Raw genomic sequence first — 26817 nt, 5'->3', positions numbered from 1 at the left:
CTCGTCCGCCAGATGAGCCTGGAAGAGAAGGCGGCCCTCTGTTCAGGAGCCACCCCCTGGACGACCAAACCCCTTGCCCGGCTCGGCGTCGATTCCATCACGGTTTCGGATGGCCCCCACGGCCTACGGCGGCCCATCGAGCAAGCGGACATGATCGGCCGGAGCATCCCGGCCACCTGCTTTCCCACGGCCTCGGCCCTGGCATGCTCGTGGGACCGCGACCTGCTGCGGGAGGTCGGCGAGGCGCTGGGCGTCGAGGCCCGGGCGCTGGGCGTCCACGTCTTGCTCGCGCCGGGGGTCAACATGAAGCGCACACCGCTTTGCGGGCGCAACTTCGAGTACTATTCGGAAGACCCTTACCTGGCCGGGGAGCTGGCGTCTGCGTACGTGGAGGGCGTCCAATCGACCGGCGTGGGTACCTGCCTCAAGCACTTCGCCGCCAACAACCAGGAGAGCGAGCGCCTGAGCATCAGCGCGGAGATTCCGGAGCGGGTGCTGCGGGAGATCTACCTGGCCGCCTTCGAGCGGGTGGTCACGCAGGCTCGCCCGTGGAGCGTCATGTGCTCGTACAACCGCATCAACGGCACCTACGCCTCCCAGCACCGCCACCTGCTCACCGAGATCTTGCGGGACGAGTGGGGATTCGAGGGCGCGGTGATATCGGACTGGGGCGCCGTCGACGACCGAGTCGCAGGCATCGAGGCGGGGCTCGACCTGGAGATGCCGGGTCCGTCACCGTGCAACGACCGTCGCATCGTCGAGGCCGTACGGTCGGGCCGGCTGGACGAGCAGGCGCTGGACCGCGCCGTGACCCGCATCCTGGCCCTCGTCGAGCGCGCGCTGGCCCAGCCGGGAGCGCGTGATCCGGCCCGCGGCCTGCAGGCGCCCGAGGTCGAGGCGCATCACCGGCTCGCCCGGCGGGCCGCGGCCAGGTGCATGGTGCTTCTCAAGAACGACGGCGGCGTGCTGCCCCTCGACCCGGCCCGGTTGCGCTCGGTCGCCGTCCTCGGCCACATGGCCGTCGCCCCACAGTTCCAGGGCGGCGGCAGCTCCCGGGTCCAGCCCACCCGGGTCGACGTGCCGCTCGACGAGTTGCGGGCCGCTGCCGGCTCGGTGGCCCTCACGTACTACCAGGGCTACCTGGAAAGCGGCGAGCCCGACGATGCCCTGCTCCGGTCGGCTGCCCGGGCTGCCGAGGCAGCCGACGCCGCGCTCATCTTCGCCGGGCTTCCCGACGGCGTGGAGTCGGAAGGGTACGACCGGCTCGACATGGAGCTCCCGCCCGGGCACGTCGCCCTCATCCAGGCCGTCGCGGCGGTCCAGCCCCGCACCGTCGTCGTGCTCCACAACGGGGCGCCCGTCTCCATGGCCGGGTGGATCGACCGGGTGCCGGCCGTACTGCTGGCGGGGCTCGCCGGGCAGGCGTCCGGGGGTGCCGTCGCCGACATCCTCTTCGGCCGGGTCAATCCCTCGGGTAAGCTGGCGGAGACGTACCCGGTGCGGCTGGAGGACAACCCGTCGTACCTCAACTTCCCCGGCGAGAACGGCAAGGTCTTTTACGGCGAGGGGCTTTTCATCGGGTACCGCTATTACGAAGCTCGGGGCGTGCAGCCGTTGTTCCCGTTCGGCCACGGGCTCTCGTACACCACTTTCTCGTACGGCCAGGCCAGCCTCAGCCGCCCCAGCATCGCACCCGGCGACTCGCTGGAGGTACAGGTGCCGGTGACCAACACCGGCAGCCGCGACGGTGAAGAGATCGTGCAGCTCTACGTGCGGCCGCACCGCTCCCAGTTGCCGCGGCCGGTCAAGGAGCTCAAGGGGTTCGCCCGGGTGGCGCTCGCTCCCGGAGAGACCCGTCCGGCCAGCTTCCGGCTGACCATCCGGGATTTCTCTTACTACGACCCCGAGCGCGGGGGCTGGGTGGCCGAGCCGGGGACGTACGACTTGCTCATCGGGGCTTCGTCCCAGGACATCCGGGTGCAGGCAACGGTCGTCCTGACCGGCGGCGTGCTGGCCGATACCCGTCTCACCGCGGAGTCATCCATCCAGGCCTGGCTCGACGATCCCAGGGGCAGGGAGGCTCTCGAGCGCTTCGTGCCCGACGAGGTCATGCGCCGGTACCGGGAGCAGCCTGCCGTCATGCGCCGGGTGCTTCGCAACTACCCGCTCAAGAAACTCCCGCACGTCACCGGCGGCCGGGTCGACGAAGCCACCGTCCAGCACATCCTGCAGTCCGTGACGCGCTGACATGTCAGGGGCGAGCCGGGGGTCGGGCCCGTGCAGCCCGTGCCCCCGGTTCACCCGCACACAACAAAGCGTCAACCTCCCCGTAACACGGCATGGCTCGCCTGTAACGCGGCACCGGTAGACCTATCCCACGGAAGCGGGGTGGGCCCTGGCCGTGCACCGGGCGATGACCCCCAAAGTGCCGTCGCCGGCTGTTTTCTCCACCGCAGCGCCGCCTTTCCCGGAGAGGTCTCTACCGGACCGGCCGGGCTTTTCAGGAAGCCGCCTGCGCGCCTCGCTCGAGCGCGCAGGCCGGCTGCTCGGTTCGGAAGCCGTGCAGGCCTGGCTCTTCCTCCTTCCGGCCCTGGCCATCCTCGCGACCTTCGTGGCCTGGCCGGCCGCCTACAGTTTCTATCTGAGCCTTCACGACTGGGACCTGATGAGCCCCGCTCGCCGCTTCGCCGGGTGGGCCAACTACGCCCGGCTGGCCCGCGATGGCCAGTTTTGGACGGCAGCCGCCCACACGCTCGAGTACGCCCTGCTCACCGTCCCGGCCAACATGGCGCTCGGGCTCGGCCTTGCCCTCGCCCTCCACCGCACCCGGCGCCTGCGCACGGTGCTCCGCACTTCCTACTTCTCGCCGGTCGTCACGTCCACGGTGGCCGCCTCGGCCGTCTGGATGTGGATTTACCACCCTGAAGTGGGGCTCCTCAACGACCTGCTGCACCGCGTCTTCGGCACGGGCCCCATCCCCTGGCTGGCCGATCCCCGTTGGGCCATGCCGGCGGTGGCGCTGATGTCCGTCTGGCGCTCGGCGGGCTACACCATGGTGCTGTTCCTCGCGGGCCTCCAGGGCGTCCCCCGGGAGCTCCAGGAGGCTGCCCGCATCGACGGCGCCGGTTCCTGGGGGGTCTTCCGGCACGTGACGTGGCCCATGCTGAGCCCCGTCACGCTGTTCGTCTTCATCATCTCCATCATCGATAGCCTCCAGGTCTTCACCCAGGTGCACGTCATGACCCAGGGAGGGCCGGCCGGCGCCACCGAGGTCGTGGTTTACTACCTTTACTACCGGGCCTTCGAGCTCTTCCAGATGGGCTATGCGTCCGCGGTGGCGTACGTGCTCTTCGCCGCCATCGTCGCCCTCACGGTCTGGCAGTTGCGCCTCTCGGGACGGTGGGTGTTCAAGGGATGAACGGTGCGCCGGCTCTACGCCACTCCGCCCTTGGCTTCTCCCGCTGGCGGACCGGGGCTGCCGGGCGGGAAGCCATCGGCGCCCTCGTCACCGCCCTCGCGGTGGCAGGGGCCGTGGCGGTCCTCGTGCCCTTCGCATGGATGCTGATCACGTCGCTCAAGGGGCCGGGCGAGCTCATGGCCATCCCGCCGCGCTGGATCCCCCAGGAGTGGCGCTGGGACAACTACGCCCGCGCCTGGCAGGCGGCACCGTTCGGGCGGTTTTTCCTCAACACGGCCGTGGTGGCGGGCGCCTCCGTCGCCGGGCAGATCGTTACGGCGACCCTCGCGGGGTACGCGCTGGCCCGGATGCGCTTCCGCGGGCGCCAGACCGTGTTGGCCGCCATCCTGGCCACCATGGCGATCCCCGGCGAGGCCACCCTCCTCCCCGCTTACCTGCTCATGAGGGAGCTGGGCTGGGTGGACACCTACCTGGCCCTCATCGTCCCCAACCTGGCCGGCGCCTTCGGCATCTTCCTGATGCGCCAGGCGATGGTGGCTCTCCCGAGGGCACTCGAGGATGCCGCCTTCATGGACGGCGCCAGCCGGTGGACCTTCGTGTGGCGGGTCGCGGCGCCCCTGTGCCGCCCCACCATGGCGACCCTCGCGCTGCTCACCTTCCTCGGCCAGTGGAACAGCTACTTGTGGCCGCTCATCGTAACCAACAGCGAGGCGCTGCGGCCCGTCCAGATCGGGCTGCGCTACTTCATCAACCAGGAACTGGGCAACGACTGGGCGTTGCTCATGGCAGGCTCGGTGCTGGTGGCCGTGCCGACGGTCGTCGCGTTCCTGGCAGCCCAGCGGCAGTTCATCGAAGGGCTTGCCGCGGGGGCGGTCCGGGGGTGAAGCGGCCGCCTCCGCCCGCCGGGGCGGTTCCCCGTCGCGAAGCTCCCGCATCGCTGGGCCCTGGCGCCTGGAAACCCCGGCATCTAGGGATTCAACATCCGGAAAGGATGGTGGGCATACCATGAACCCCCAAGTACGTCGCATCTTCGTGGCCATGGTCCTCGCAGCGGCAGGATGGATGGCCTGGGCAGGGGCCCTCGCAGGCCCGGTGGCAGGCGTTGCGGAGGCGGCCCCCGTGACCCTCCGCTTCTGGACCACGTCGGCCCCCGGCGGCTCAATGGACGGCTGGGTGAAGGAGTTCGAGCGCCTCAACCCGGACATCCGCGTCGAGGCCCAGTACATGGGCAACTACGACGAGATGGCCCAAAAGCTCCTGGCGGCCGTCGCCGGGCGCACCCCGCCGCACGTCGCGCAGCTCGGCCAGCGTCACGGCATCCCGCAGCTGGTCGACGCCGACGCGCTCGTGCCGGTCGAGCGCTTCTTGAGCCAGGTCGATCTCGCGGACATCATCCCGGGCCTCTGGAGCCGGTACACGTACAAGAACCAGCGCTGGGTCATCCCCTTCCAGCCGAGCACCCCGGGGCTCTGGATCAACCGCACCGCACTGCGACAGACGGGCCTCGACCCGGCCGCCGCCCCGGCCACCTGGGAAGAACTCCTGCGCATGGCCCAGCGGCTGACCGCCGACACCAATGGCGACGGGCGGCCGGACCGGTGGGGGTTCGGGTCGTGCGCGGACGTGCCGTGGTACGTGCGGCCGATGGTTTTGCAGGCAGGGGGCACCCTGTTCGACGAGGCGGGCCGGCCGCAGCTCACGTCGGAGGCCGCCGTCAAGGCGCTCGGCTTTTTCAGGGACGTCGTGCACACGTACCACGCCGAGCCTCCCATGGGCCACCAGACGGCGGAGCGTGACTTCATCAGCGGCCGGTACGCGCTCCTCTTCTGCTCCACCTCCGTACGGGGATACTACGAGAAGGAGATTGGCTCGCAGTTCGAGCTGGGCGTAGCGGCCATGCCCAAGGAGAAGGAGCAGGCCGTGGGCCTCGGCGGCAACGCGCTGGCCATCTTCCGTTCCGATCCCGAGCACGAGCGGGCGGCCTGGCGGCTCGTCCAGTACCTGACCGCGACGGAGCGGATGGTCCAGATCGCCACCGAGACCGGCTACGTCCCCATCCGGCGCTCCGCGGTACAATCGCCCGCCGTCCAGCAGCTCCTGCGCCAGAACGAACGGGCCCGCATCATCTACGACCAGCTGCCGCTGGTCAAGGACCACCCCATCCACCCGGCCGACGCCCTGATCTGGCGGGGCCTTCTGCGGGCCGTGGAGCAGGTGCAGACGAGCGCCGCCGTAGAGCCCCGAGCCGCTCTCGAACGGCTGCAGAGCGACGTCGAAGTCTTCATGGAAGGCTACCGCTCGGCGCACCCGTGAGCGCGGCGGCCTGTTGCCGCCCGGCCGCCGAACGGCCCGGAGAGGAGTGCCGGCACGTCCGTGCAGATCATCGCCCACCGGGGAGCATCCCGGTACGCTCCTGAAAACACCAGGGCCGCCTTCGACCTCGCCCTCGAGATGGGTTGCTCCGCCCTGGAGACGGACGTGCGGCTGACGGCCGACGGGGTCGCCGTCTTGATGCACGATGCGACGGTCGACCGGGTCACCGACGGGCGGGGCCCGGTCGACCGCCTCCCATGGGCAGAGCTCCTCCGCCTGCACGTACGGTGGCCCGACGGCCCGGAGCGCCTGCAACCTGCCCAGGGCGAACCGCCGGGCATCATGCGGCTGGAGGAGTTCCTGGAACGCTACCTGCTGGCCCCTACCGAGGAGGGGCACGCACCTGTGGTCGTCCTCGAACTCAAGGCCCCGGGCACGCCCGAGGCCGTCCACCGGGCCCTCGGCGCCCGCAACGGAGACTTCTCCCCCGACCGGTTGGTCATCACGAGCTTCGACCCGGCGTTGCTCGAACGAGCCCGCCGGCTCATGCCTGCCGTCGCCATCGGCCTGCTGACAAGGGTGGTCGAGCTCGCCGCTTTGGAGACGTGCAGCCGCTTGAACGCCGACCAGATCTGCCCGAGCGCCCGCAGCATCACGCCTCATGCCGTAGAGGCGGCTCGCCGGCAGGGCCTGCAGGTGCGGGTGTGGGGCGTGCAGAGCGACCTGAGGCTCCTGCGACGGGCGTGGGAGGCCGGGGCAGACGGCGCCACCACCGACGCTCCCGACATGGCCCTCGCCGCGGTGCGGTCCTGGCAACAGCTCCGAGCCGACGGCTCGGCCCCCGGCCCTGCCCGGCCCTATTCAACGGCGTCCGCAGCAGGACTCGAAGGCCCCTGAGGTGAACCCCCCAACCGGGACGGTAGGGGTCCCGCCGCGCGACGGCACCCCGGGGGGTGAGCGGTGTTCGGCCGGCTCGTGACCGCATCCGCATCGTGGTCGTGGAGGCGCACGAGGTGTTCCGTACGGGGCTACGGCTCATCCTCGAGCGGCAGCCCGACATGGAGGTGGTCGCCGACCTGCCGGATGCCGGTGACCTGCAGGCGGTGGTCGACGGCTTCAGGCCCGACGTGGTCCTCTTCGGCACGTGTCACCGTGCCCGGCAGACCCAGGCCATCGAATGGCTCTCGCGTCGCCGCCCTTCGGTTGCCACGCTGGTCTTGATGGTGCACTCGGAGCTGAGCCTGCTCCGGGAGCTGGTTCGCGCCGGGACGTGCGGCTTGTTCCTCGCCAGGAGCCCCGCCAGCGAGCTGTGCAGGGCGGTGCGCACGGTGGCGGGCGGCGCGCTCTACGTCGACCCGGATGTGGCGCAGGTCTGCGGGCTCTCGCCCCAGCTGCCGGGCCCGCGAGGCCGTGCCGAGCTCTCCGATCGGGAATGGCACGTATTGCGGCTCCTCGCCCTCGGCTACTCGCGCCAGGAGATAGCCAGGCGCGTGGGCGTCAGCGTGAAGACGGTCGATACGTACCGTAGCCGCATTTGCGAAAAGCTCGGCCTGCGCGAGCGGTCCGACCTGGTACGGTATGCGCTGTGCAGGGGCCTCGTACAGGAGGAGTGCTGACGAGCTTGCCGTTTTGGTCCGATGAGCGCCTGGAGCACCTGGAAGCGGCGCTCGACGCCCTCGACGATGCGGTCATGGTGGTGGACGAGGATCTCTGCATCGTCGCGTTCAACCGCGCCGCCGAAAAGCTGACCGGATTCACCCGCCAGGAGGCCCTGGGGAGCCGCTGTTTCGAGGTGTGCGCCGGGCGTTTTTGCCGCAGGGTGTGCGACATCGAGGGGTTGTTCGCCACCCGGCGGCCGCCGGAGGACTTCGAAAGCCCGGTACTCTCCAAGGACGGGCGCGTGCGGCTGGTCCGAGTCCGTACCGTCCCGCTCACGGGGCGCGGTAACCGCATCCTGGCCGCGGTCCGCATCTTGCGGGACGTCACTGCAGAGCTCGGAAGTCGCCCGGGGGTGGACCAACGGGAACGGGATCGGTGCAAGGGCTACGGGCGCCTCGTCGGGGCGAGTCGCCCCATGCTCCGGCTGTACGAGGCGCTCGAGGCGCTGCGCGACAGCGAGTGGCCGATTCTCGTGCAAGGCCCCCCGGGCACGGAGACCGATTGGGTAGCCCTCACTCTCCACGAGCTCGGCATCCGGTCGGCAGGCCCCTTCGTGCCCGTGCTCACCGAAGGCCTCCCCCCTGTCACAGTGCGGGAGCGGCTGCTCGGGGATCGGGACCACTCCGGCGCCCATGGCCATGCGCCGGTGGGCGCGCTGCATCTCGCTCATGAAGGCACGCTGTTCGTGGAGGACGTCGCGGACCTCCCCGCCGATTGCCAGGCCGCGCTGGCCCGCCACCTCGACGCCTGGCGCCCCGGTCAATGGCCCGACGTTCGGATCGTCGCCGGCACGCACCACCGCCTGGAGGATCTGGTCGTCACGGGCAGCTTCGACAAAGGCCTGGCCGCAGCGTTGCAGCAGCGGCGGGTCGTGTTGCCGCCTCTCGTGGACCGGTTGGACGACATCCCCCTCCTGGCGGAGAAGATCCTGGCCGACATGACTCCGCAGGCCCAGCCCCTCCCCCAGCTGACAGGTGCCGCCCTGGCCCGCCTCATGTCGTACCCCTTCCCCGGCAACGTCCGGGAACTGGAAAGGGTCCTGAGGGCTGCCGCCATCCTGGCTCAGGGGCCGGCCATCGATGCGCCCCACCTGGTTCTCCCCCACCCTCGCTCGCCCGCTTCCCCCGACCCGGCGCTTGCGCCCAACGCGGGGGCGCTTTCGCGCGAGCAGCTCCTGCAAGCGCTCGAAGCCCACCACTGGCAGATCGGCCAGTGCGCCCGGGCGCTCGGCATCAACCGGACCACGCTCTGGCGGCGCATGAAGCGGTTCGGCTTACAGCGACCCCGGGCTTCATGAGAACCCGGGCCGTTCCGGGACGCTGCAGGCGGGTTGCGCCCTGCAACATTTCGTTGCACCGCTCGCGTCGATCGCGAGGAAACGTTGCAAATCCTCGCGGATCGGTAGCCACGAATTTGGGCTTTCGCCCGACAGACGCCTTGCCCGCCTCCCTGTAGCCTGGTACCCGGGAGGGCATCCGCGTGAAGTCGAGCCTCACCCGGACCGCGGGCCGGAAGCGTCCCGCCCCCAGGCGGGCAAAGCTAATCGGGATCACGGCCATCATCGCGGCGATCATGGCCGTCAGTTGGCTGTTTCCCTCTTTCGCCGGCTCCGCGGGAGGACAGGAGCGGGAGTTCGTCATCACCGCCCGGCAGTTCGCGTTCGATCCTCCTCGCATCTACGTCAACCTCGGGGACCGGGTCACGTTGAGGGTGCGCTCGCTCGACATCACCCACGGCCTCTACCTCGACGCCTACGGGATCAACATCCGAGTGCCGCCGATGGAGGAAGGCGTCGTCTCTTTCGTGGCCGATCGCCCGGGTAAGCTGCGCTACCGGTGTTCCGTCATCTGCGGGCCCTTGCACCCGTTCATGGTGGGAGAGATCGTCGTTCAACCCAACCGGCTCTTCCACACGGGCGGTGTGCTGGCCGCCATCGTCGGCCTCGGGGCAGTTGCTTACGCCTGGTGGAGAAAGGGCGGTTGAACACAAGCGCCATGGGACCTGCCGGAACGTCCGAAGCCGCTGCCGTCACAGCCCGCCCGCTGCCGCGCGGCGTGTTCAAACGGGATCTCCTCCGGCGCTGGCCGCGCCTGTCGCGGCTGTTGCATCAGCGCTGGTTCCAGTTCGCCTTGATGTGGCCCGGGCTACTGGCCTTCGTCGTCATCATCGCGAGCGGGCTTTTCGGTATCCCCATCGGCGCGAAAAACTTCGCCGTCGTCTTCGTCTGGATCGTCTGGTGGGCCCTGCTCATCATGCTGCTCGTCCCCTTCGGGGCCCGGGTCTGGTGCACCGCCTGCCCCATCCCCTCCCTGGGCGAGTGGTTGGCTCGCCGCCGGTTCATCGGCCATCACGACGGCGCTCCCCGGGGCCTCAACCGGCGCTGGCCGAGGCGGCTGCGCAATCTGTGGCTCGCCAACTTCGGGTTCCTTTCCATCGCGCTCTTCAGTGCTATCGTGACCACCAGCCCGGTGGTGACCGGCGCCCTGCTCCTGGGGCTGTTCGTGCTCGCCATCGTCATGCACCCGGTTTACGAGCGGCGCGCCTTTTGTCGCTACCTCTGTCCCGTGGGGGGCTTCCTCGGCCTCTACTCCATGGTTGCGCCCGTGGAGCTCCGGCGGCGCAGCGCAGAGACCTGCCTGGCATGCAAGTTCAAGTCGTGCTTCCGTGGCAGCACCGCCGAGAGTCTCGCAGTGGGCGGGCAGGGCGGATACCCGTGTCCCATGTCGGAGTTCCCGGGCGCCCCCATGGAGCGCAACAACTACTGCATCCTTTGCACCGAGTGCATCAAGGCCTGCCCGTACGACAACATCACCATCAACGCTCGCCCCTTCGGTCTCGACCTGTACGTCCAGAAGGGGCGCAAGATCGACGAGGCCTACAAGGCGTTCATCATGCTGGGCAGCGCTCTCGCTTACTCGCTCGTGATGCTCGGGCCCCACGGGTTCTTGAAGGATTGGGCCAGCCTCAGGCAACCGGAAGGGTTCGTCGTGTACGCCGCCGGGTTCTTGTTGACCACGCTCGTGGCCGGTCCCCTGCTCCACCTGGTAGCCACGGTGCTGGGCCGCTGGATTGCGGGGCGCTTGGGGCATCGCATCCCGCTCAAGGAGCTCTTCGTCGACGCTTCGTACGCGCTGGTGCCCTTCGGGCTGATGGCCTGGATCGCCTTCAGCCTCTCTTTCGTGTTGCCCAACCTCTCCTACGCGGTCCCCACCATCTCGGACCCCTTCGGTTGGGGTTGGAACCTGCTCGGCACCGCATCCTATCCCTGGACGCCCTATGTGCCGGGCTGGGTGCCCTTCCTGCAGTTGCCCGTGCTGCTCGTGGGGCTCGGATGGGGCGTGCTGAGCGGCTTTCGCATCTTACGATCCGACTTCCAGGGCGACACCCGGGCCGCGGCCCTGGCGTCCGTGCCGTTGGCCGTGTACCTGACGGGATTGGCGGAGCTTTTCCTTTGGCTGTACCTCGGCTGAAAGCACCGGGGGAGGACAGGCGGTGGGACGGTTGGCAACTCGCGGAGACGGCAGGAAAAGCGCTCGTCAGGAGGTGATGGCCGGCATCCTGGTCTTCCTGGCCGTCGTCGGCGCGCCCCTCGCCATCTTCGGGTACGAAAGGGCGGTGCGACCGGCGCTCGCGGCGCCCAACGAGTTCCACATCGTCATCCGCATCTTCGAGGATGGCGGATTCCAGCCGTCCTACCTCGAGGTGCGCAGGGGAGATCGGGTACGGATCAAGCTTACCAGCTACGACGTAACGCACAGCTTCCAGCTCCTCGACTTCGGTATCGACACGGGCCCCATCTTCCCAGGGACCTCGCGGGTCGTGGAGTTCGTCGCCGATCGCGCAGGGACGTTCCCGTTCCAGTGCAACGTGCGCTGCAGTGCGCTACACCGCAACATGGTGGGCCAGCTCGTCGTCAAACCGTGAGTCCGCAATCCTGACATTGGGGGGACATGGAAGGCCATGCGTCGAAGTCATCTGAAGCACGTAGTCTGGGGCCTGGCGGCGCTCGTGCTCGTCACCCTCCTGTCCGGCTTCTCCTTGTTCGGCGGCAAGGAGACCCCCGGCGGGGATGCGAGCAAGGCGCTCGTCCCACCGGGCAAGCTGGACGAGTACTATCTCTTCGCTTCGGGCGGGCACTCGGGGCAGGTATTCGTCTACGGGGTGCCGTCCATGCGGCGGATTCGCACGATCCCCGTCTTCACGCCCGACCCCGCCTGGGGGTACGGCTACGACGAAGAGACCAAGGCGATGCTGGGAGGGCTCACCTGGGGAGACGTTCACCACCCGGCGCTGTCGGAGACCAACGGCGAGTATGACGGGCGGTGGCTGTTCGTCAACGACAACGCCAACAACCGGGTGGCCCGGATCAACCTCAAGACGTTTTACACCGAACAGATCCTCGGGCCCGTTCCCAACATCATGGGCCCCCACTCCGCCACCTTCGTGACGCCCAACACGGAGTACCTGTTCATGGGGTCCCGGTTTGCCACGCCCGTTCCCGCGGGCACCTACGTTCCCATCCAGGAGTTCAAGAGCAAGTACTACGGCGTGCTCGCGGGCGTGAAGATCGATCCCAAGTCGGGCCACATGGAACTCGCCTGGGAGCTCTTGCTGCCTCCGTGGTCCTTCGATCTCGGCGACGCCGGTAAGAAGGTCAGCGACGGCTGGTACTTCCTCACGACGTACAACACCGAGGAAGCGTACGAGACCCTGGAGGTCGGCGCCTCCGCTCGGGACCGGGACTTCATCGTGATGGTCAACTGGAAAGAGGCGGAGAAGGCGGCTGCTGCCGGCAAGTTCCAGACCATCGCCGGCGCGAAGGTGATCGACCCGGTCAAGGTGCCGGGTATCGTCTACCTCATGCCCGTGGCCAAGAGCCCTCACGGCGTGGACGTCGCGCCGGACGGCCGGCACATTGCGGCGGCAGGCAAGCTCCAACCGACCGTCACCGTCTATGACTTCGAGAAGATCAAGTCGGCCATCGAGGCGAAGAAGTTCGCCGGCGAAGAGCGCGGGCTTCCCATCCTGGACTATGAGGCGGTGCGGGTCGCCGAAGTGCCCGTGGGGCTCGGGCCGCTCCACACCCAGTTCGACGACAAGGGGTACGCCTACACCAGCCTCTTCATCGACTCCGCCATCGTCAAGTGGAAGATCGGCGAGTGGAAAGTCATCGACAAAGTGGACGTCCACTACAACGTCGGCCACCTGTGCGCCGCCGAGGGTGACACCACCTCCCCGGACGGCAAGTGGCTGGTGAGCCTCAACAAGATGGCCAAGGACCGCTTCCTGCCGGTCGGCCCCAGCCACCCCGAGAACCTGCAGCTCATCGATATCTCGGGAGACAAGATGAAGCTCGTCTACGAATCGCCCGTGGATCCGGAGCCGCACTACGCCCAGATGATCAAGGCAGACAAGATCAAGCCCGAGGTGGTCTTCTACAAGGACGTGAAGCGCCCCAACTCCGTCTGGGATCCGAAGGATGCCAGGGTCGTCCGCAAGGGCAACCGCGTGGACGCGTACATCGTCGCGATTCGCAGCCGGTTCATCCCGGACCGGGTCGAAGTCAACGAGGGCGACGACGTCTACTTCCACCTGACCAACAACGACATGGACCAGGACATCACCCACGGCTTCGGCATCCCGCTCTACAACGTGGACATGCAGGTCGAGCCGGGCGAAACCAAGACGCTTCACGTGAAGGCTACCAAACCCGGAGTGTACCCGTTCTACTGCACCAACTTCTGCTCCGCGTTGCACCAGGAGATGCAGGGGTGGTTCTTGGTCAAACCCAAGAAGTGACGGACACCACGCCATGCGGCTGCCGGCGGCGGGAGGTGATGGCACGGCCCGCCGGCAGCCGGGCTGCCCCGTCCTGATCCCATTGACAGGAGGCGTACCCCGAAACCATGGGCCGATGGCTGTTCGCCGGTACGCTGGACCGGCGCGCTCGGTTGGCGATGTTACTGGCCGCTCTGTGCGTGGCGCTTTCCTTCCTGGGACCCTTGTGGTCGCTACGACTCGGGGCTCCCCAGTACCCGGAGGGGCTCAAGCTGCACGTCTACGCCCACAAACTCGGCGGGCGGATCGACGTCATCAACAGCCTCAATCACTACATCGGGATGAAGCCCATCGACGCCGCCGACTTCCCCGAGTTTCGCTACCTGCCGCCGGCTTTCGTCGCGGTGGCGGCGATCATGTTAGTGGCAGCGCTCACGCGGCGCCGCTGGCTCGCCGGGGCCCTCGTCACGGCCAGCCCTGCGCTCCTCCTGCTGCTGTACGACCTTTACCGCTGGTTGTACCGGTACGGGCACGACCTCGATCCGAAGGCTCCCATTCGCATCGATCCCTTCATGCCCCCCGTCATCGGATGGAACCGCCTGGCCAACTTCACCACCCTCAGCTACTTCAACTGGGGGGCCATCCTTTTCCTGGCGGGCATGGCGCTCGTCTTCTACGCCTGGATCACGTCGGCCCCCGCCCGCCAGTCTCGCAGCGCGTCCCTCACCGAGCACCTGCACGCCCCAAAGGCAGGAGCGACAAAGCCGTGAGGCGCTGGGCTACCGTAGCGTGTTGCGTCCTGGCGGCGCTCGCCCCGGGCTTCGAGCGCGCCGGCGCCGCCGTGCTGGAGGTCGGCAGCGCCACGACCTACCCCACCATCTCTGCTGCCTTGAACGCCGCGTCCAACGGGGACGTCATCCGAGTCCACCCCGGCGTTTACCGGGAGAACGTGATCATCGACAAGCGCGTGGTGCTGGAGGGGCTCCCCGGGGCCGTGGTGGACGGCGGCCCCGAAGGCGACGTGATCACGATCAAAGCAAACGGCGTCACGGTACGGGGTATGACCGTCGTGGGAGGCGGGCACCGCCTTTGGCGGGACGAATCGGGCATCAAGGTGCTGGGCAACGACAACGTGATCGAGCGAAACACGCTGCGTCGCGTGCTCTTCGGAATTCACGTGTGGGGCGGTCATGCCAACGTCATCCGGCACAACCGCATCGAAGGCCTGGCCGAACTGATCGAGCACGACCGAGGTGACGGCATCCGCCTCTACAACTCCAACGGCAACGTCGTCGAACACAACCACATCATCACGCCGCGCGACGGGATCTACGTCGAGTTCGCCTCCCATAACCGGATTGCGTCCAACCGCATCGAGAGAGGCCGCATTGGGTTGCACTACATGTTCTCCGACGACAACGTCTTCGAAGAGAACGTCTTCGTCGGCAACGGCGTGGCCTCGGCCATCATGTACTCCAAGCGGCTCGTGGTGCGGCGCAACGTCTTCGCCAAGAGCTACGGTTACGGGGCTTACGGGCTCTTCTTGAAAGACGCCGACGGGGCCATGGTCGAAGATAACCTGGTGCTCGCCAACGAGACCGGCCTCTCCCTCGACTTCGCGGTCCGGTGCACGCTGCGCAACAACTTCGTGGCGGCCAACGAGATAGCCGCGCGCATCCTGGCGAGTTCTCAGGACAACGTTTTCGTCGCGAATACCTTCGCGGCCAACGGGGAAGGCGTCTACCTCAGCCCCGGCAACCACCGGCAGCGATGGGACGACGGCGTCGGCCGGGGCAACTACTGGAGCCAGTACCGCGGGTACGACCTCGACGGCAACGGGGTGGGCGACGTCCCGTTCGACGCCAGCGAGGTCTTCGGCCACCTGGTCGAGAGCTACCCCGAGCTCAAGCTGTTTTTCCAGAGCCCGGCGGTGGCGGCGGTGGCCCTGGCCGAGCGCGCCTTTCCTCTGCTCGACCGGCCTCAGGCGCTCGACCGCTACCCGGTGATGCGGCCTCGCCCGGTGCCCCGGGACCTCCTGGATCGCCTGGGTGCCTCTGAAGCGCAGCAACCCGTGGCGTGGAGTGCGACCGTCTCCGTGGCAGCGTGTGTGGCCGGCTTCGGGATCCTTCGGGCGGGAGGACGCAGGCGGAGAGGGGGACGACGGGGATGAACACGTCCCATGAGGACGTTCCCCTGCTCCACGTGGAGGGGGCGTCCAAGCGTTACGGCGAGGTCGTGGCGCTCGACCACGTGTCCCTCACGGTGGGGCCCGGCGAGATCGTGGCCCTGGTGGGACCCAACGGCGCCGGCAAGAGCACCCTGCTCAAGGTGCTGGCCGGTCTGACCTGGCCATCCGAAGGGAGAGCCTGGGTGCTGGGGCACCCCGCCGGGTCGCTGCCGGCCAAGCAACAACTCGGCTTCCTGCCTCAACGGGTCTTCCTCGGTGAGACCATGGAGCTTTGGGAAGTCCTGGAGTTTTTCGCCACGCTCCGGTTGCCGGGCCTGCGGGACGTGTCCGGCGTGATCACCGCCGCTTTGGAGGCCGTGGGGTTGGCGGGCCTGGAGACTCGCCTGGTGCGGGAGCTGTCCGGGGGTATGCTCCAGCGCCTCGCGCTGGCGCAGGTGCTGCTCGGCGAGCCGAGGGTGCTGCTGCTCGACGAGCCCGCCCTCAACCTCGACGTGGAAGGCCGCCAGCGCCTGCGCGACATCCTGGCCCAGGTACGGCAGCGGGGCGGGTGCGCACTGGTCTCGAGCCACCTGCTCGAGGATGCCATGCACAGCGCGGACCGCATCGTCATCCTGGAGTCGGGACGGGTCGTGGCGGACGAGTCGGCGCACGCCGTGGCCGGGCGCCTCGAGAGCCGTCTCCACGTGACCGTCGACGATGTCGCGGGAGCCCGGGGATACCTGGAGCGGCTCGGGATACGGGTCGGCACCAACTCGGGCGGGCAGCTGGTGCTGTCCTGCACGGCGGATCGGGCCCTGGAGCTCTTGAGCGAACTCCACCGCGCCGGGTACGCCCCGCGCGAATTCCGGACCGGCCGGACGAGCCTCGAAGAACTCCTCACTGCCTACATGGGCCGGGTCCAGCCGGCCGCATCCCCCCAGGCCGGCGAGGTACCGACCAACGGAAAGGCGAGGTGAGCGGCTGTGACAGGGCGGGGGAAGCTCACCGTGATCCTGGCGGGTATCGCACTGGCGGCCGGCGCCGTCGCCGTGGGGCTGGCGACGCGCTCCCAGGGCCCACCGCCTCCGGCCCAGGTGCTCTACGGAGTGGACGATTGCGTCGAGTGCGGCATGGTCTTGACCGACCCGCGCTCGGCCGCGCAGATGATCACCACCGATCGGGTCCTCAAGTTCTGCGACGTCGGCTGCCTGGTGGTCTACCAACTCCGCCACCATCCCGATTGGAAAGGCGTACGCGCCGCCTACGTGCCCGACTGGAACACCCAGCAGTAGCTGGACGCCCGTACCGCATGGTGGGTCACCACGCATCACAAGACTCCCATGCTCTACGGCCTGGTCACCCTTCGGGACCGTGGAGAGGCGGAGGCGATGGCCCGGGAGCACGGCGGCCGGGTCATGACCTATGACGAGGTGGCCGCGATGGACCTCCTGCGAGAGGAGGCGCGGCGGTGAGAGCCGCTACGCTGCGAGACGTCGCCCGCTGGGAGTTCCGGGTGGTGAGCCGGGCACGGTGGTCCGGGGTTTTCGCCATCGTGTTCGCCGCACTGGCGCTTTCCCTTTCCTACTTCGGGATGTTCCACACCGGGTTCAGCGGGTTCGTCGGGTTCGTCAGGACATCGATGAGCCTTCTGAGTGTCATCACCCTGGTGCTGCCGCTGGTCGCCCTTGCAGTCGGTTCGCTGCTCTTTTCGGGCGAGCGGGAGGGCCACCACCTGATACTCGCCCAACCCGTCACACGCAGCGAGGTGGTGGTGGGCCGCTACCTGGGCGTGGGTGCGGCGCTGGCTGGTTCGACCCTGGTCGCCTTCGGCGCCGCGGGTTTCGTCATCGCCATGCGGGCGGGCACCGAGGGATGGCTGCGGTATCTGGGGATCGTCGGCCTGTCGGTGCTGCTCGTCGCCATTTCCCTGGGAATAGGGGTGCTCCTCGGGATCACCTCCCGGGATCGTAGCCGGGCCCTCGGCGGCGCCATCATCGTGTGGGGCCTGCTCGTCGTGCTGTACGACCTGGTCGCGATGGGGCTCAGCGTGATGCTGAGCGGCGAGGTCGTCCGGCCGCTCCTGCTGTCGATGGTGATGGCCAACCCGGTCGACCTGGTGCGCGTGCTCGGCCTCTTGCTCATCGGAGCCAGGGCGAGCCTGGGTGCGCCCGGCGCCGTCCTGTCGGCGACCCTCAGCGACGTCGGCGGTTGGGTCCTCTTGCCCCTCGCCGTGGGACTGTGGTTGGTGCTGCCGCTGTTCGTAGCGTGTCGCAGCTTCGAACAGCAGGACTTCTGAAACGGAAAAGGAGGTTCGTATCCGGCCATGCCAACGCTTCGTGATCGACGCATGCTCGTGCTCGGGCTCGCCATCCTCATGCTGGGGGTGAGCGGTGGCGCCCTGGCGGTGGGCGAGGCAGTCCGGCCCCCGGAGATCGTGCCCGGCGAAAGCCGCTGTGCCAACTACCCGTGCCAGATGATCATCAAGGACGTCCAACACTCGGCAGGCCTCGTGACGAGCGCAGGGGAGTTCACGTTTTGCGACATCGGCTGCCTGCTGGTCTACATGAAGACCAAGGTGGCCGAAAACGAGGAGATCCTGCGAGCGTTCGTGCACGACTGGCCCAGCGGGGAGTGGACCGACGCCCGCACCGCCACGTACGTGCGTACGGAGATCCGCACGCCGATGCGCTACGGGCTCATCGCTTTCGCAAGCGCCGACGAGGCACGAAGCTACCGTGCGCAAAACGGCGGCGAACTGCTCGACCTCCAGCAGGCCACTCACTATGTCATGACCGAACGGGCCAAGCGCATGGGAAGCGCTACCGAGCACGGCAAGTAGGGACACCGGCACCTCCCCAACCGGACTCGCCCCGGGGCACGGCGGCGGTGAGCGGCGACCCCCTGCCCCGGGGCTCTTTTTGCCGGATCCCGACAGGAGCCCGTCGCCTTCCCCCGAACCCCCTTGCCTCGGGAAGGGAGACGCCCGTCCGTGCCTTCGATCGACATGCCGTTCGAGCAGCTGCGGGCCTACAAGCCTCCGCTCACGAAAGCGGCGGATTTCGACGCGTTCTGGGAAGCCACGCTCCAAGAGCTTCGCGCTACCCCGCTCGACCCGGAGATGGTTCCCCTCGACCTCCCCCGGGGTCATACGGCCTTCTACCATGTGCGCTACACGAGCCTTGGAGGCGCCCGGATCGCCGGGTACCTCGCCCGCCCTCGCCACCTCGACGAGAAGGCCCCTTGCGTGCTGGTCTTCCACGGGTACGGGGGCTCCAAGCCCCAGCCGTGGGAGCTCCTGAAGTACACCGACCTCGGCTGGTGCGCCCTCGCCATCGACACTCGAGGCCAGGCCGGCGAGTCCTCCAACCCCTCCGAAGACCCGAGCGGTCACGTTCACGGCTGGATGACCATTGGCGTCGAGGAGAAGCAGACGTACTACTACCGTGGCGCGTACGCGGACTGCGTGAGGGCGTTCGATCTCGTCACGAGCCTCGACTTCGTCGATCCGGCCCGGGTGGCCGCCACCGGCGCAAGCCAGGGAGGCGGCCTCTCCATTGCGACGGCCGCCCTCGAGCCGCGCCTTTGCGCCTATGCGCCCGACATCGCCTTTTTGTGCCACTTCGAGCGGGCCGTGCGGATCGCCACGGAAGGCCCCTATCTCGAGATCGAGAAGTACCTGCGCCGATGGCCGGAGAAGCAGGAGCAGGTGTGGGCCACCCTCTCCTACTTCGACGGCGTCAACCTGGCAAGCCGCATCCGGCAGCCGGGGTTGTGGTCGATCGGCGGCAACGACAACGTCTGCCCGCCGTCGACCACCATGGCCGCCTTCCACCACGCCGGGGGCGAGAAGGAGCTCCGGTTTTACCCGTTCGCCTACCACGAGGTGCCTGCGGCCCACGAGACGGCCAAGATCCGGTGGCTCGCCAGGAAGCTGGGCCACCGCCCGCTCGGAGCCTAGCCGGCGCGGTAGTGCTCCTTCAACCGGGCGTTCCAGGGAGCGGCGAGGATCTCTTCGATGAGGCCCTCGGCCTGTTGCGGCGTGCTCGAGCGGGGGTCGTCCATGAGCGCCAGGAAGAGGCTCGTCCGGTCGCCCTCCCGGAAAGCCTGTACAACCCGCTCCATGCGCAGCCATCGAGGCAGCAAGACGTGGAGCAACAGCCTGCGTGGCAGCCGGTCAACAGGCTCGCGCTCGATCCGGAGGCCGCGCACCGTGGCCGCGACCTCCACGAAGACGTCGTCGGGTATCCCGGCGATGGCCCCCTGGTTGGGAATGTTGATGACCAGGCGCGCCGGCTTGTCGTTGACGACCGCGTCGATGAAGGGCACGATGGCCTCCCCGCTCGGCGCAGGCGGGAACTCCCGGGTAAGGGACACTTCCGGGTTGGCGGCTGCCGCACGGATGGTCTCCAGCCCTCGCTGCAGCCGGTTGAGGTGAAAGGTCCACCCCACCTCCGAGTCCGGCCCTCCCGCCGGGAACCACCGCCGTTTGGCTTGCAGGTCCCGATGCCACCACCACGGCGATACGCTGCGCACCGTATCGCCGATGGGAAACAGCCCGTAGAGCCGGTACATCTCCACCGCCGCCGGGGACATCTGGGTCGCCCACGGCTCGTACAGGTAGGCAGGGCTCTCCCAGTAGGCCTCGGCCTTCGAGCGGATCCACTCGTCCAGGAGCGGATAGGCATCCTCGCCCCGGTACCGGAATCGGGTCAGGAAGATCGCGTGGTTGAACCCCGCCACCTGTACCTCGACCCCGGCCGGATCGAGCTCCAGGGCGCGGACGATCTCCTCGTACTCGTTGAAACCGTGGCAAAACCCCACGACCTTCAGCTTCGACTCCCGGCCCACGAGGGTGCTACCCTCGAAGACCGGATTGGCCACCTGCAGGTACCACGCATCAGGGCAGACGGCCTCCATCTCCCGGGCAACTTCGAGGAAGAAGGCGAGCTGGTGGTAGGCCGCAAACCCGCCGTAGTAGTCGCTCACGGGATCATCGATGCCCCGGTAGTAGCCGTGACGTTCGGCGATGGCGCGCTCGGCCTCCATGCCGGCGTAGCCCCCGACCTTGACCGTGTTGATGACGAAGTCGCTGCCTTCGAGCGCCTCCCGCCGGTGGGTCGTCTTCTCCAAGCGCAGCCTGGCTCCGGTCTCGGCGACGTAGCGCGACGCCAGGTCGTAGATCCGTTGCAGCCGCTCCTCGCTGATGTCCATGAGTGCAAGCGTGGTGCCTGCCAGCCCGGGGGTCACGCAAAAGTCCCGGACGAGCCGCATCGAGAAGATGACACTACCAGCCCCGACGATGGCGACCTTGGCCATGCCCCTACCCCTTTCCCTCTTGCCTGCCCTGGCCCGGGCCGTAAAGATGGCACAGGACTTGCCGGCCGTCCACTTCGACGCGCGGCGGCTTGACCCCCCTGCAAGCCTCCATCGCCCTTGAGCGAAGCGTCTACCATGGGCAGAGGCTCGTCGGTAATCAACAGCGACGGCCATGGTAGGTCTCGGGTGCCGTGATTCTGAAAACGCTCGCTATTGTCGCGTCAGGCGAAGCGCCTTGAGGTGCGTGCGCGGCCCGGCCGGTCCCCCCCGAGCCGCGCGTCCTCCGCTGCCGGCCCACCGTCTCACTTGAATCCGGTGAGGGCGAAGCCCCGGATATAGTGGCGCTGCATGGCCAGGAAAACCAAGATCGTCGGCACCACCGCCATGGCCGTCGCGGCCTGCAGCCGGCCCGCACTGAGGGCCGTGGAGTAGGCCGTCGCCATCATCCGGATGCCGACGGGCACGGTCATGAGGTGCGGAGCCGACGTCGTGACGATGAGGGGCCACAAGAGGTAGTTCCACTGCCCGATGAACGTGAAGATGGCGACCGTCGCCAGCGCGGGCCGGGTGAGCGGCAGCATGATCCGGGCCCAGATCCCGATCTCGGAGGCGCCGTCGATGCGGGCTGCGTCCAGTAGTTCGTCCGGGACGCTCATCATGAACTGGCGCATGAGGAAGATCCCCCACGCGCTGACGGCGAAGGGCAGGATGAGGGCCATGTGCGACTGCAGCGCGCCGACCCCGCCCATGCCCAGCCAGTCGTTGCCGCCCATGAGCGGCAGGCGCTTCAGGATGTAGTAGACCGGCACGAGAAACAGGAACGCCGGGAACATCATGGTCGACAGGAAGAAGGCGAAGATGGCGTCCCGGCCGGGGAAGTGGAGCTTCGTGAGGGCATAGCCGGCGAGCGAGCTCGTCGCCAGCACGAGGAGCGTCACGGCGGACGAGACGATCGCGCTGTTGGCGAAGTACAGCCCGAGAGGCACGTTGGGATCCCGCAGGACCTCGGCGTAGTGCTGCCATTGTGGCACCTCCGGCCACCAGACGGGCGGGATGCGGATGCTCTCCTGGTAGGTCATGAGCGAGGCGCTGATCATCCAGAAAAAGGGCAGGAACATGGCCGCAGCCACCAGCGCGATGACGCCGTAGCGCACCACGCCGAGCGCTACCCGGCCGGCCCGCCGGTGTGGCGGCAGCTTCCCACGCAGCGCCGTGACGGCGCCTGCCTGCGTGCGAGCCGCGCCGATGCGACCGTGGCCGGCGACCGTTGATGGGTCACTCATAGGCTTCGAGACCTCCCCGGCGCAGCACGCGCAGCAGGATGAGGGTCACCACGAAGATGATCACGAACAATAACAGCGCACCGGCCGTCGCCCGTCCTGCCCGGAGGTTGCGGAACGCAGTCGTGTAAAGGTAAAGCGCCACGACCATGACCGCTCGCGCCGGGGTCGTCCCCGACTCCGTGCCGCCGACCGCCATGGCATAGACCAGGTCGAACACCTGCCATGCCCCGATGAGCCCCGTGACCGACAGGAAGAGCACCGTGGGCCGCAGCATCGGCAGCGTCACGTGCCAGAACTCGTGCCACGGCCCCGCGCCGTCGATGCGCGCCGCATCGTAGTACTGGGCCGGCACGTTGCGCAGGCCCGCGATGAGGACGATCACCGTGGCCCCGACGCCGGCCCAGATGGCAGTCGCCATGATGGAGGGAAGGGCGCGCTCGGCGCTCGCGAGCCACTGCTGCGGCGGCAGCCCCACCAGGCGCAGGATCTCGTTGAGGTACCCGTGCGCCGGGTGGTAGATGCCGCCCCAGATACGCCCTACGGCAATGGCCGGCGTCACGACCGGGGCAAAGATGAGGAACCGCCACAACGGCCCGCCCCGGGCATTGTTGATCAGGAGCGCGATCAACAGCGCCACGGCCATGCCGATGAACACGGTGCCAAGGGCGTATATGACGGTGTTGCGCAGCGCGGCGCCGAACATGTCGTCCTCTTGCAACAGGTAGAGGTAGTTGCTCCACCCGACCTTGCGCGCTCGCTCGAGCGGCGTGAGCAAGTTCCAGTTGGTGAACGAAATGTACACCGACATCCCCACGGGGATCAGCAGGAAGACGGCGTAAAACAGGAGCGCCGGCGACAAGAACGCGTACCCCGTGATGGTTTGCCGGGCCCGCCGGGAAAGGGCCATGCCATCCGACCGCCTCTCGTAGTGCGAGGGCTGGGGAAGCGCGGGAGCCCCTCCTGGTCCCGGCGCCGCCCCGCACCGGACGGATCTCGACCGGCTCAGTACAGCTCTTTCAGGATCCCGTCGATCTTCCTCGCCGCGTCGCCAAGGGCCTGCTGGCTGGTCTTCCTGCCGTGCCACGCCTCCACGATCTCGTGCCACAGCACGCTCTTGATTTCGGCGCCCTGCAGCACGTTGGGCTCGTGGCGGGCATGGGCGAGCTCCTGTACGAAGACCCGGGTGTACAGGTCGTTGAGCTGGGCCGGGTGGCCGTTCAAGTCCCCTTTCCGCGGCGGGATGCTGCCGATGTTGGTCGCCTGGTACGTGCCCATCAACGTCGTGCCGTTCTTGAGCGGCTGGGCCGCGAACCACCGGATGAAGTCCCACGCCTCCTTCCGTACCCGGCTGGAGGCGTTGACGCCCAGCCACCACGAATAGGCGGCATTGATGGACTTGCCACACAGCTCCGGCACCGGTGCTACGCCAACGGTGGCCTCGTACTCCTTACCGAAGCTCTGCACGAGCGTCGACTCATACCAGGAGGCCATGATCATGGTGGAGACGCGCCCCTGCGGAAACTCCCAGACGCTCCCGGAGACGTCCGTCGCGCCCTTGCGGAACAGATCGAGCTCCGCCTCGAGCGCCTGGACTCCCTGGGGGCTGTTGAACATCGCCTTCTTGAAATCCGGAGCGAGGAACTCGCCGCCGCAGCTCCACAACAGGCCGAGATACGGGTGGACGACCGCCGACTCCCAGCCGGCCAGGAAGGCGAAACCGTAGCGTTCGATGGTCTTGTCCTTGCTGCGCTTGGTAAGCTTGGCACCCATGTCGACCAGTTCCGACCAGACCTTGGGCGGCGCCCCGAACCCCGCCTCCGCGAGGTGCTTCTTGTTGTACACGAGGGCGTAGTTGCCGACTTCGAAGGGAATACCCCAAATCTCCCCGTCCACGGTAGCGCCCTGGACGGCCACGGGAATGTAGTTGGCCTTCACGTCCTTGACGAGGTCGGCAGGCACGGGATCGAGCACGCCGTCCTGCACCAGCTGGGGCCCCCAGGTGTTGAGGACGCTGATGATGTCCGGCCCGGTGCCGGTTGCCTGGGCAACCAGGAGCTTGTTGAGGTATTCCTCCATGGGTACGCTCTGGAGCTCGATTTCGACGTCGGGATGGCTCTTCTGATACTCCTGAACGTACTGGCGCAGGCCCTTGGCAACCAGTTCCTTGTCCTTGTAGATCCCCTCGATCTGGAAGTCGCTCCAATGCACCTGCCACACGATGCGCTTCCTGGCCGCTCCGAGCGCGACCGCCGACCACACCATCGCGGCTGCCACAGAGACCGCTACTACCATCACCGACCGGCGCCACCACCGCCTGTTGCTCATTGGTCGAAACACCCCTTTCCCCTGCTCATCGCCCATGGCTCACACAGGCCAAAGACCCCTCACTCCGGCCGGATCAGCACCACCGCCACGGCCCAGGGAAGGAGCCGCACGTCGTCCAGCACGATACGGGGCCGCCCGTCCGGCCCGGGCCATACCACCGCCTGATGCACCTTGCCGCTGCCGAGCGCGCCCGGCCGCCCGTCTTGCGCCGTCAGCTCTCGTAGCTCGAACCGGCCCGCCCCTGCCGGCGGGTCGACGGCCAGCCGCACCGCCAGCTCGTCGGCGGAGTGGTTGAACACGTACAGGATGCCGAACGGCCCCTGTTCCCTGGTCTCGCCCCTCGAGAGCCGGGCCTCCACCTGTCCGGGTGAAGCTCCCTCGACCAGCACGGGCCGCCTGGCCCCGGCCGCCTGTGCGAACCCGGCGAGGAAGGCACCCGACGCCGGGTCCCGCTGTACGTGGTAAGCCAGGCTCACCCAGCTCCCGACCAGTACGGCCTGCCCGCGGCCGGCCCGGCGCACCGTCACGGCCGGCTCTCCATCTTGGAAACGGCCGACGACCTCGGCCTCGAGCGGCTCCAGCGCCTGCTGGTAGAACGCCCCGGTGACCCTCCCCCCTTCGAAGCCGGAGACCCCGGGCGCCGGGTCGACGAACAGCACCACCGGCTCCTGGAGATCTCGCCGCCCGGCCGTCCAGTGCTCCTGGGCTCCGAAGAGCTCGCGCAGGCCGGAGCCGGGTACCGACCGGTCGACCACGCCGGCCTCGTCGTTCCACCCCGTGCGGGCCTCGGCCACGACGGTGCCGCCGCCCTCGACGAAGGCGGCCAGCCCTCTCGCCACGTCTCGCCGCACCATGATGGAAAAGGGCATGTAGATCACGCGGTAGCGGCCCACCTCGATGGGTTCCGGCCCGGGAGCGAGGCCGAGCGCGGCGCCGGGCCCAACGTCATGGCCGGCCCAACCGGCGTCGCCGCCCGCGCCCGCATGGCCGACCTCCTCGTGGACAGGGCGAGCAGCACGGCCCTGTGCCCCGCCGGCAACCCCGGCGATCTGGTCGGGGTGGACGAAGTCGACGGGGTAGTGGCGCTCGAAAAGCGCCCGGTACACCCCCAACAGAGCCCTCGAGGGGACGTACGGCGACTTCTCCCGCAGGCAGCCCCAGAGGATGTTGGCGTCGTTGTTCCAGAGGATCGCGGCGTCCGCCTGGGGCACCTGCGCGGCCGCGAAGAGGTCGGCGTAGCGGTCGACGAGGCGCGCCACCTCCCCCGCGGCCTTCGAGCGCTCCGTCGGGGAGCCGTCCGGATGGGTCAAGCCGAAGCCGGCCGACTCGTAGCCGCGGCTCATCGGGCGCCATGCGTAGAAGTTGAGCCCTTTGGCCCCGTGGCTGATGGGCCCCCATGTCCACGCCCGGATATCGGCAGCGGTCACCGGCTCTGCGAACGTCCCGACGTAACCGTGCCCTCCCTGGAGCTCGCCGAGCCAGAAGGGCTTGCCCACCGAGGCGCACGCCGAACGCGTGCTGTCGAGGTATGCGCCGCGCACGGCGGGATCGGCGGTCTCCTTGGCCCCGACGTGCTTGGGGTAAAACGAGGTGCCCCATATGTCGACGACCTTCGTCACCGCCCAGTCGTCCGGCTCGCCCTGCTCGACCAGAGGCGTCACCATCACCGCCGGCACCGCGGAGTGGCTGGTAACGGGATGGACGGGGTCGACCGACTTGATGGTCCGGGCTCGCCAGGCCAGGTCTTCCGTGATCTTGGCGATGATGAACCGCTGCCAGTCGATGAAGTCGGTGTAGGTCATGAGCGAAATGAAGCGGGGCGGGTCCACGGCCTCCCAGCTGACGAACCCCCGGTACCATGCCCGGTTGAGCGCCGCCAGGTCTTGGTAGCGGCCCTTCAACCACCGGCGGAACCGCTGCTTGGAGTGGTGGCAGTAACAGAAGAGGGCCGGCTGCGGCAGGTAATCGAAGTACGCCCACTGGACGATGTGGGGCTCGCTCCACACGTCGTAGGCCAGAAAGGCCGCGTGGTCTTTGACGCGCTCGGCCACGGCCCGCATGAAGTGCTCGGCCGCCTGGCGCACCCCGGGGTGGTCGTAGCAGAAGCCGGGAGACCCCTGCGAATCGATGGCCTGCCCGCCCTGGGAGACGTACCGGCCGTCGGGGAACTCCTGCAGGATCCAATCGGGTGCCGAATCCAGGTACAGCTGCAGGACGACCCGCAGCCCCATCTCGCCCGCGTGGCGCAGCAGCCGGTCGAGCGCCTCGAAGTGGTACTCCCCCGGGGACGACTCGCCCGAGGCCCAATCGATCCAGCCCCGCACCGTATTGAAGCCCGCTTCCCGGAGGTGAGCCAGGTCCCGGCGAACGATGTCGTCCCCGTCGGGCCCCAGGGGCTCGACCATGGTCGCCCGGGAGGGGCCTGCGGTGTACCACGCCGCCACGGGCAAGAAAGGCCGGGGTAGGGCGGAACCGTTCGTCACTGCCGCCTGCCTCCTTCGTCGTTCTCAGCTGCCCCTGCGTCGCGGGAGGATTGGCAGGAACTGGATACGCGAGGG

Annotated in this window: 22 protein-coding genes and 1 pseudogene; 18 read left to right on the top strand and 5 right to left on the bottom strand. The window is 68.2% G+C overall.

Annotated features, from left to right (window positions below; translation table 11 throughout):
- Positions 1-12: 12 nt before the first annotated feature.
- From U7230_RS00555 to U7230_RS00470, 18 genes and pseudogenes are all read left to right on the top strand, one after another.
- Positions 13-2247 (top strand): glycoside hydrolase family 3 C-terminal domain-containing protein, encoded by a 2235-nt coding sequence (locus U7230_RS00555; protein ID WP_449727802.1) that lies wholly within the window; start codon positions 13-15, stop codon positions 2245-2247.
- Positions 2248-2401: 154 nt separating this feature from the next.
- Positions 2402-3418, top strand: coding sequence for a carbohydrate ABC transporter permease (locus tag U7230_RS00550; protein ID WP_324716813.1), 1017 nt, complete (start codon positions 2402-2404; stop codon positions 3416-3418).
- Positions 3415-4302 carry a carbohydrate ABC transporter permease gene (locus U7230_RS00545; RefSeq protein ID WP_324716812.1) on the top strand — a complete coding sequence of 296 codons (888 nt, stop codon included), beginning with the start codon at positions 3415-3417 and terminating at the stop codon, positions 4300-4302. The genes U7230_RS00550 and U7230_RS00545 overlap by 4 nt, the downstream gene beginning before the upstream one ends.
- A gap of 121 nt (positions 4303-4423) precedes the next feature.
- Positions 4424-5731, top strand: coding sequence for an ABC transporter substrate-binding protein (locus U7230_RS00540; protein ID WP_324716811.1), 1308 nt, complete (start codon positions 4424-4426; stop codon positions 5729-5731).
- 60 nt (positions 5732-5791) lie between these two features.
- Positions 5792-6628: a glycerophosphodiester phosphodiesterase gene (locus tag U7230_RS00535; protein WP_324716810.1), complete on the top strand. Its 837-nt coding sequence runs from the start codon at positions 5792-5794 to the stop codon at positions 6626-6628.
- Positions 6629-6684: 56 nt separating this feature from the next.
- Positions 6685-7347 carry a response regulator transcription factor gene (locus U7230_RS00530; RefSeq protein ID WP_324716809.1) on the top strand — a complete coding sequence of 221 codons (663 nt, stop codon included), beginning with the start codon at positions 6685-6687 and terminating at the stop codon, positions 7345-7347.
- Complete coding sequence (locus U7230_RS00525) at positions 7341-8687, top strand: sigma 54-interacting transcriptional regulator (protein ID WP_324716808.1); 1347 nt, start codon at positions 7341-7343, stop codon at positions 8685-8687. Before U7230_RS00530 ends, U7230_RS00525 begins: the two co-directional genes overlap by 7 nt.
- A 182-nt stretch (positions 8688-8869) precedes the next feature.
- Positions 8870-9373: a cupredoxin domain-containing protein gene (locus U7230_RS00520; RefSeq protein ID WP_324716807.1), complete on the top strand. Its 504-nt coding sequence runs from the start codon at positions 8870-8872 to the stop codon at positions 9371-9373.
- Positions 9370-10860 carry a 4Fe-4S binding protein gene (locus U7230_RS00515; protein WP_324716806.1) on the top strand — a complete coding sequence of 497 codons (1491 nt, stop codon included), beginning with the start codon at positions 9370-9372 and terminating at the stop codon, positions 10858-10860. Before U7230_RS00520 ends, U7230_RS00515 begins: the two co-directional genes overlap by 4 nt.
- A 22-nt stretch (positions 10861-10882) precedes the next feature.
- Complete coding sequence (locus tag U7230_RS00510) at positions 10883-11314, top strand: cupredoxin domain-containing protein (protein WP_324716805.1); 432 nt, start codon at positions 10883-10885, stop codon at positions 11312-11314.
- Positions 11315-11350: 36 nt separating this feature from the next.
- The gene (gene nosZ, locus U7230_RS00505) at positions 11351-13189 is read left to right on the top strand and encodes a Sec-dependent nitrous-oxide reductase (RefSeq protein WP_324716804.1); all 1839 of its coding nucleotides are present in this window, start codon (positions 11351-11353) and stop codon (positions 13187-13189) included.
- A gap of 107 nt (positions 13190-13296) precedes the next feature.
- Positions 13297-13938 (top strand): hypothetical protein, encoded by a 642-nt coding sequence (locus U7230_RS00500; protein WP_324716803.1) that lies wholly within the window; start codon positions 13297-13299, stop codon positions 13936-13938.
- Entirely contained in the window at positions 13935-15338 is a 1404-nt protein-coding gene (gene nosD, locus U7230_RS00495) for a nitrous oxide reductase family maturation protein NosD (RefSeq protein WP_324716802.1), read from the top strand. Before U7230_RS00500 ends, nosD begins: the two co-directional genes overlap by 4 nt.
- Positions 15335-16312, top strand: a complete 978-nt coding sequence (locus U7230_RS00490) for an ABC transporter ATP-binding protein (protein ID WP_324716801.1) — start codon at positions 15335-15337, stop codon at positions 16310-16312. Before nosD ends, U7230_RS00490 begins: the two co-directional genes overlap by 4 nt.
- A gap of 6 nt (positions 16313-16318) precedes the next feature.
- Positions 16319-16807: pseudogene (locus U7230_RS00485) on the top strand (nitrous oxide reductase accessory protein NosL).
- A complete protein-coding gene (locus tag U7230_RS00480; protein ID WP_324716800.1) occupies positions 16804-17631 on the top strand; it encodes an ABC transporter permease in 828 nt (275 codons plus the stop codon). The pseudogene U7230_RS00485 and the gene U7230_RS00480 overlap by 4 nt, the downstream one beginning before the upstream one ends.
- 27 nt (positions 17632-17658) lie before the next feature.
- Positions 17659-18174: a nitrous oxide reductase accessory protein NosL gene (locus U7230_RS00475; RefSeq protein ID WP_324716799.1), complete on the top strand. Its 516-nt coding sequence runs from the start codon at positions 17659-17661 to the stop codon at positions 18172-18174.
- Positions 18175-18324: 150 nt separating this feature from the next.
- Entirely contained in the window at positions 18325-19293 is a 969-nt protein-coding gene (locus U7230_RS00470; protein ID WP_324716798.1) for an acetylxylan esterase, read from the top strand.
- Here U7230_RS00470 and U7230_RS00465 read toward each other — a convergent pair.
- The 5 genes from U7230_RS00465 to U7230_RS00445 all read right to left on the bottom strand — a co-directional run bounded on the left by U7230_RS00465 (position 19290) and on the right by U7230_RS00445 (position 26742).
- Complete coding sequence (locus U7230_RS00465; protein WP_324716797.1) at positions 19290-20651, bottom strand: family 4 glycosyl hydrolase; 1362 nt, start codon at positions 20649-20651, stop codon at positions 19290-19292. The two genes, U7230_RS00470 and U7230_RS00465, sit on opposite strands and share 4 nt — an antisense overlap.
- 302 nt (positions 20652-20953) lie before the next feature.
- The gene (locus tag U7230_RS00460) at positions 20954-21934 is read right to left on the bottom strand and encodes a carbohydrate ABC transporter permease (protein ID WP_324716796.1); all 981 of its coding nucleotides are present in this window, start codon (positions 21932-21934) and stop codon (positions 20954-20956) included.
- Positions 21927-22841 carry a carbohydrate ABC transporter permease gene (locus U7230_RS00455; protein WP_324716795.1) on the bottom strand — a complete coding sequence of 305 codons (915 nt, stop codon included), beginning with the start codon at positions 22839-22841 and terminating at the stop codon, positions 21927-21929. Before U7230_RS00455 ends, U7230_RS00460 begins: the two co-directional genes overlap by 8 nt.
- A gap of 95 nt (positions 22842-22936) precedes the next feature.
- Positions 22937-24259 (bottom strand): ABC transporter substrate-binding protein, encoded by a 1323-nt coding sequence (locus tag U7230_RS00450; RefSeq protein WP_324716794.1) that lies wholly within the window; start codon positions 24257-24259, stop codon positions 22937-22939.
- Between the two features lie 59 nt (positions 24260-24318).
- Positions 24319-26742, bottom strand: a complete 2424-nt coding sequence (locus tag U7230_RS00445; protein WP_324716793.1) for a beta-galactosidase — start codon at positions 26740-26742, stop codon at positions 24319-24321.
- Positions 26743-26817: the final 75 nt, after the last annotated feature.

Source organism: Limnochorda sp. L945t, from assembly GCF_035593305.1.
GTDB lineage: Bacteria > Bacillota > Limnochordia > Limnochordales > Geochordaceae > Carboxydichorda > Carboxydichorda subterranea.
Note: the sequence above shows the minus strand (reverse complement) of the source record. Positions and strands in the feature narration are given on the sequence as shown.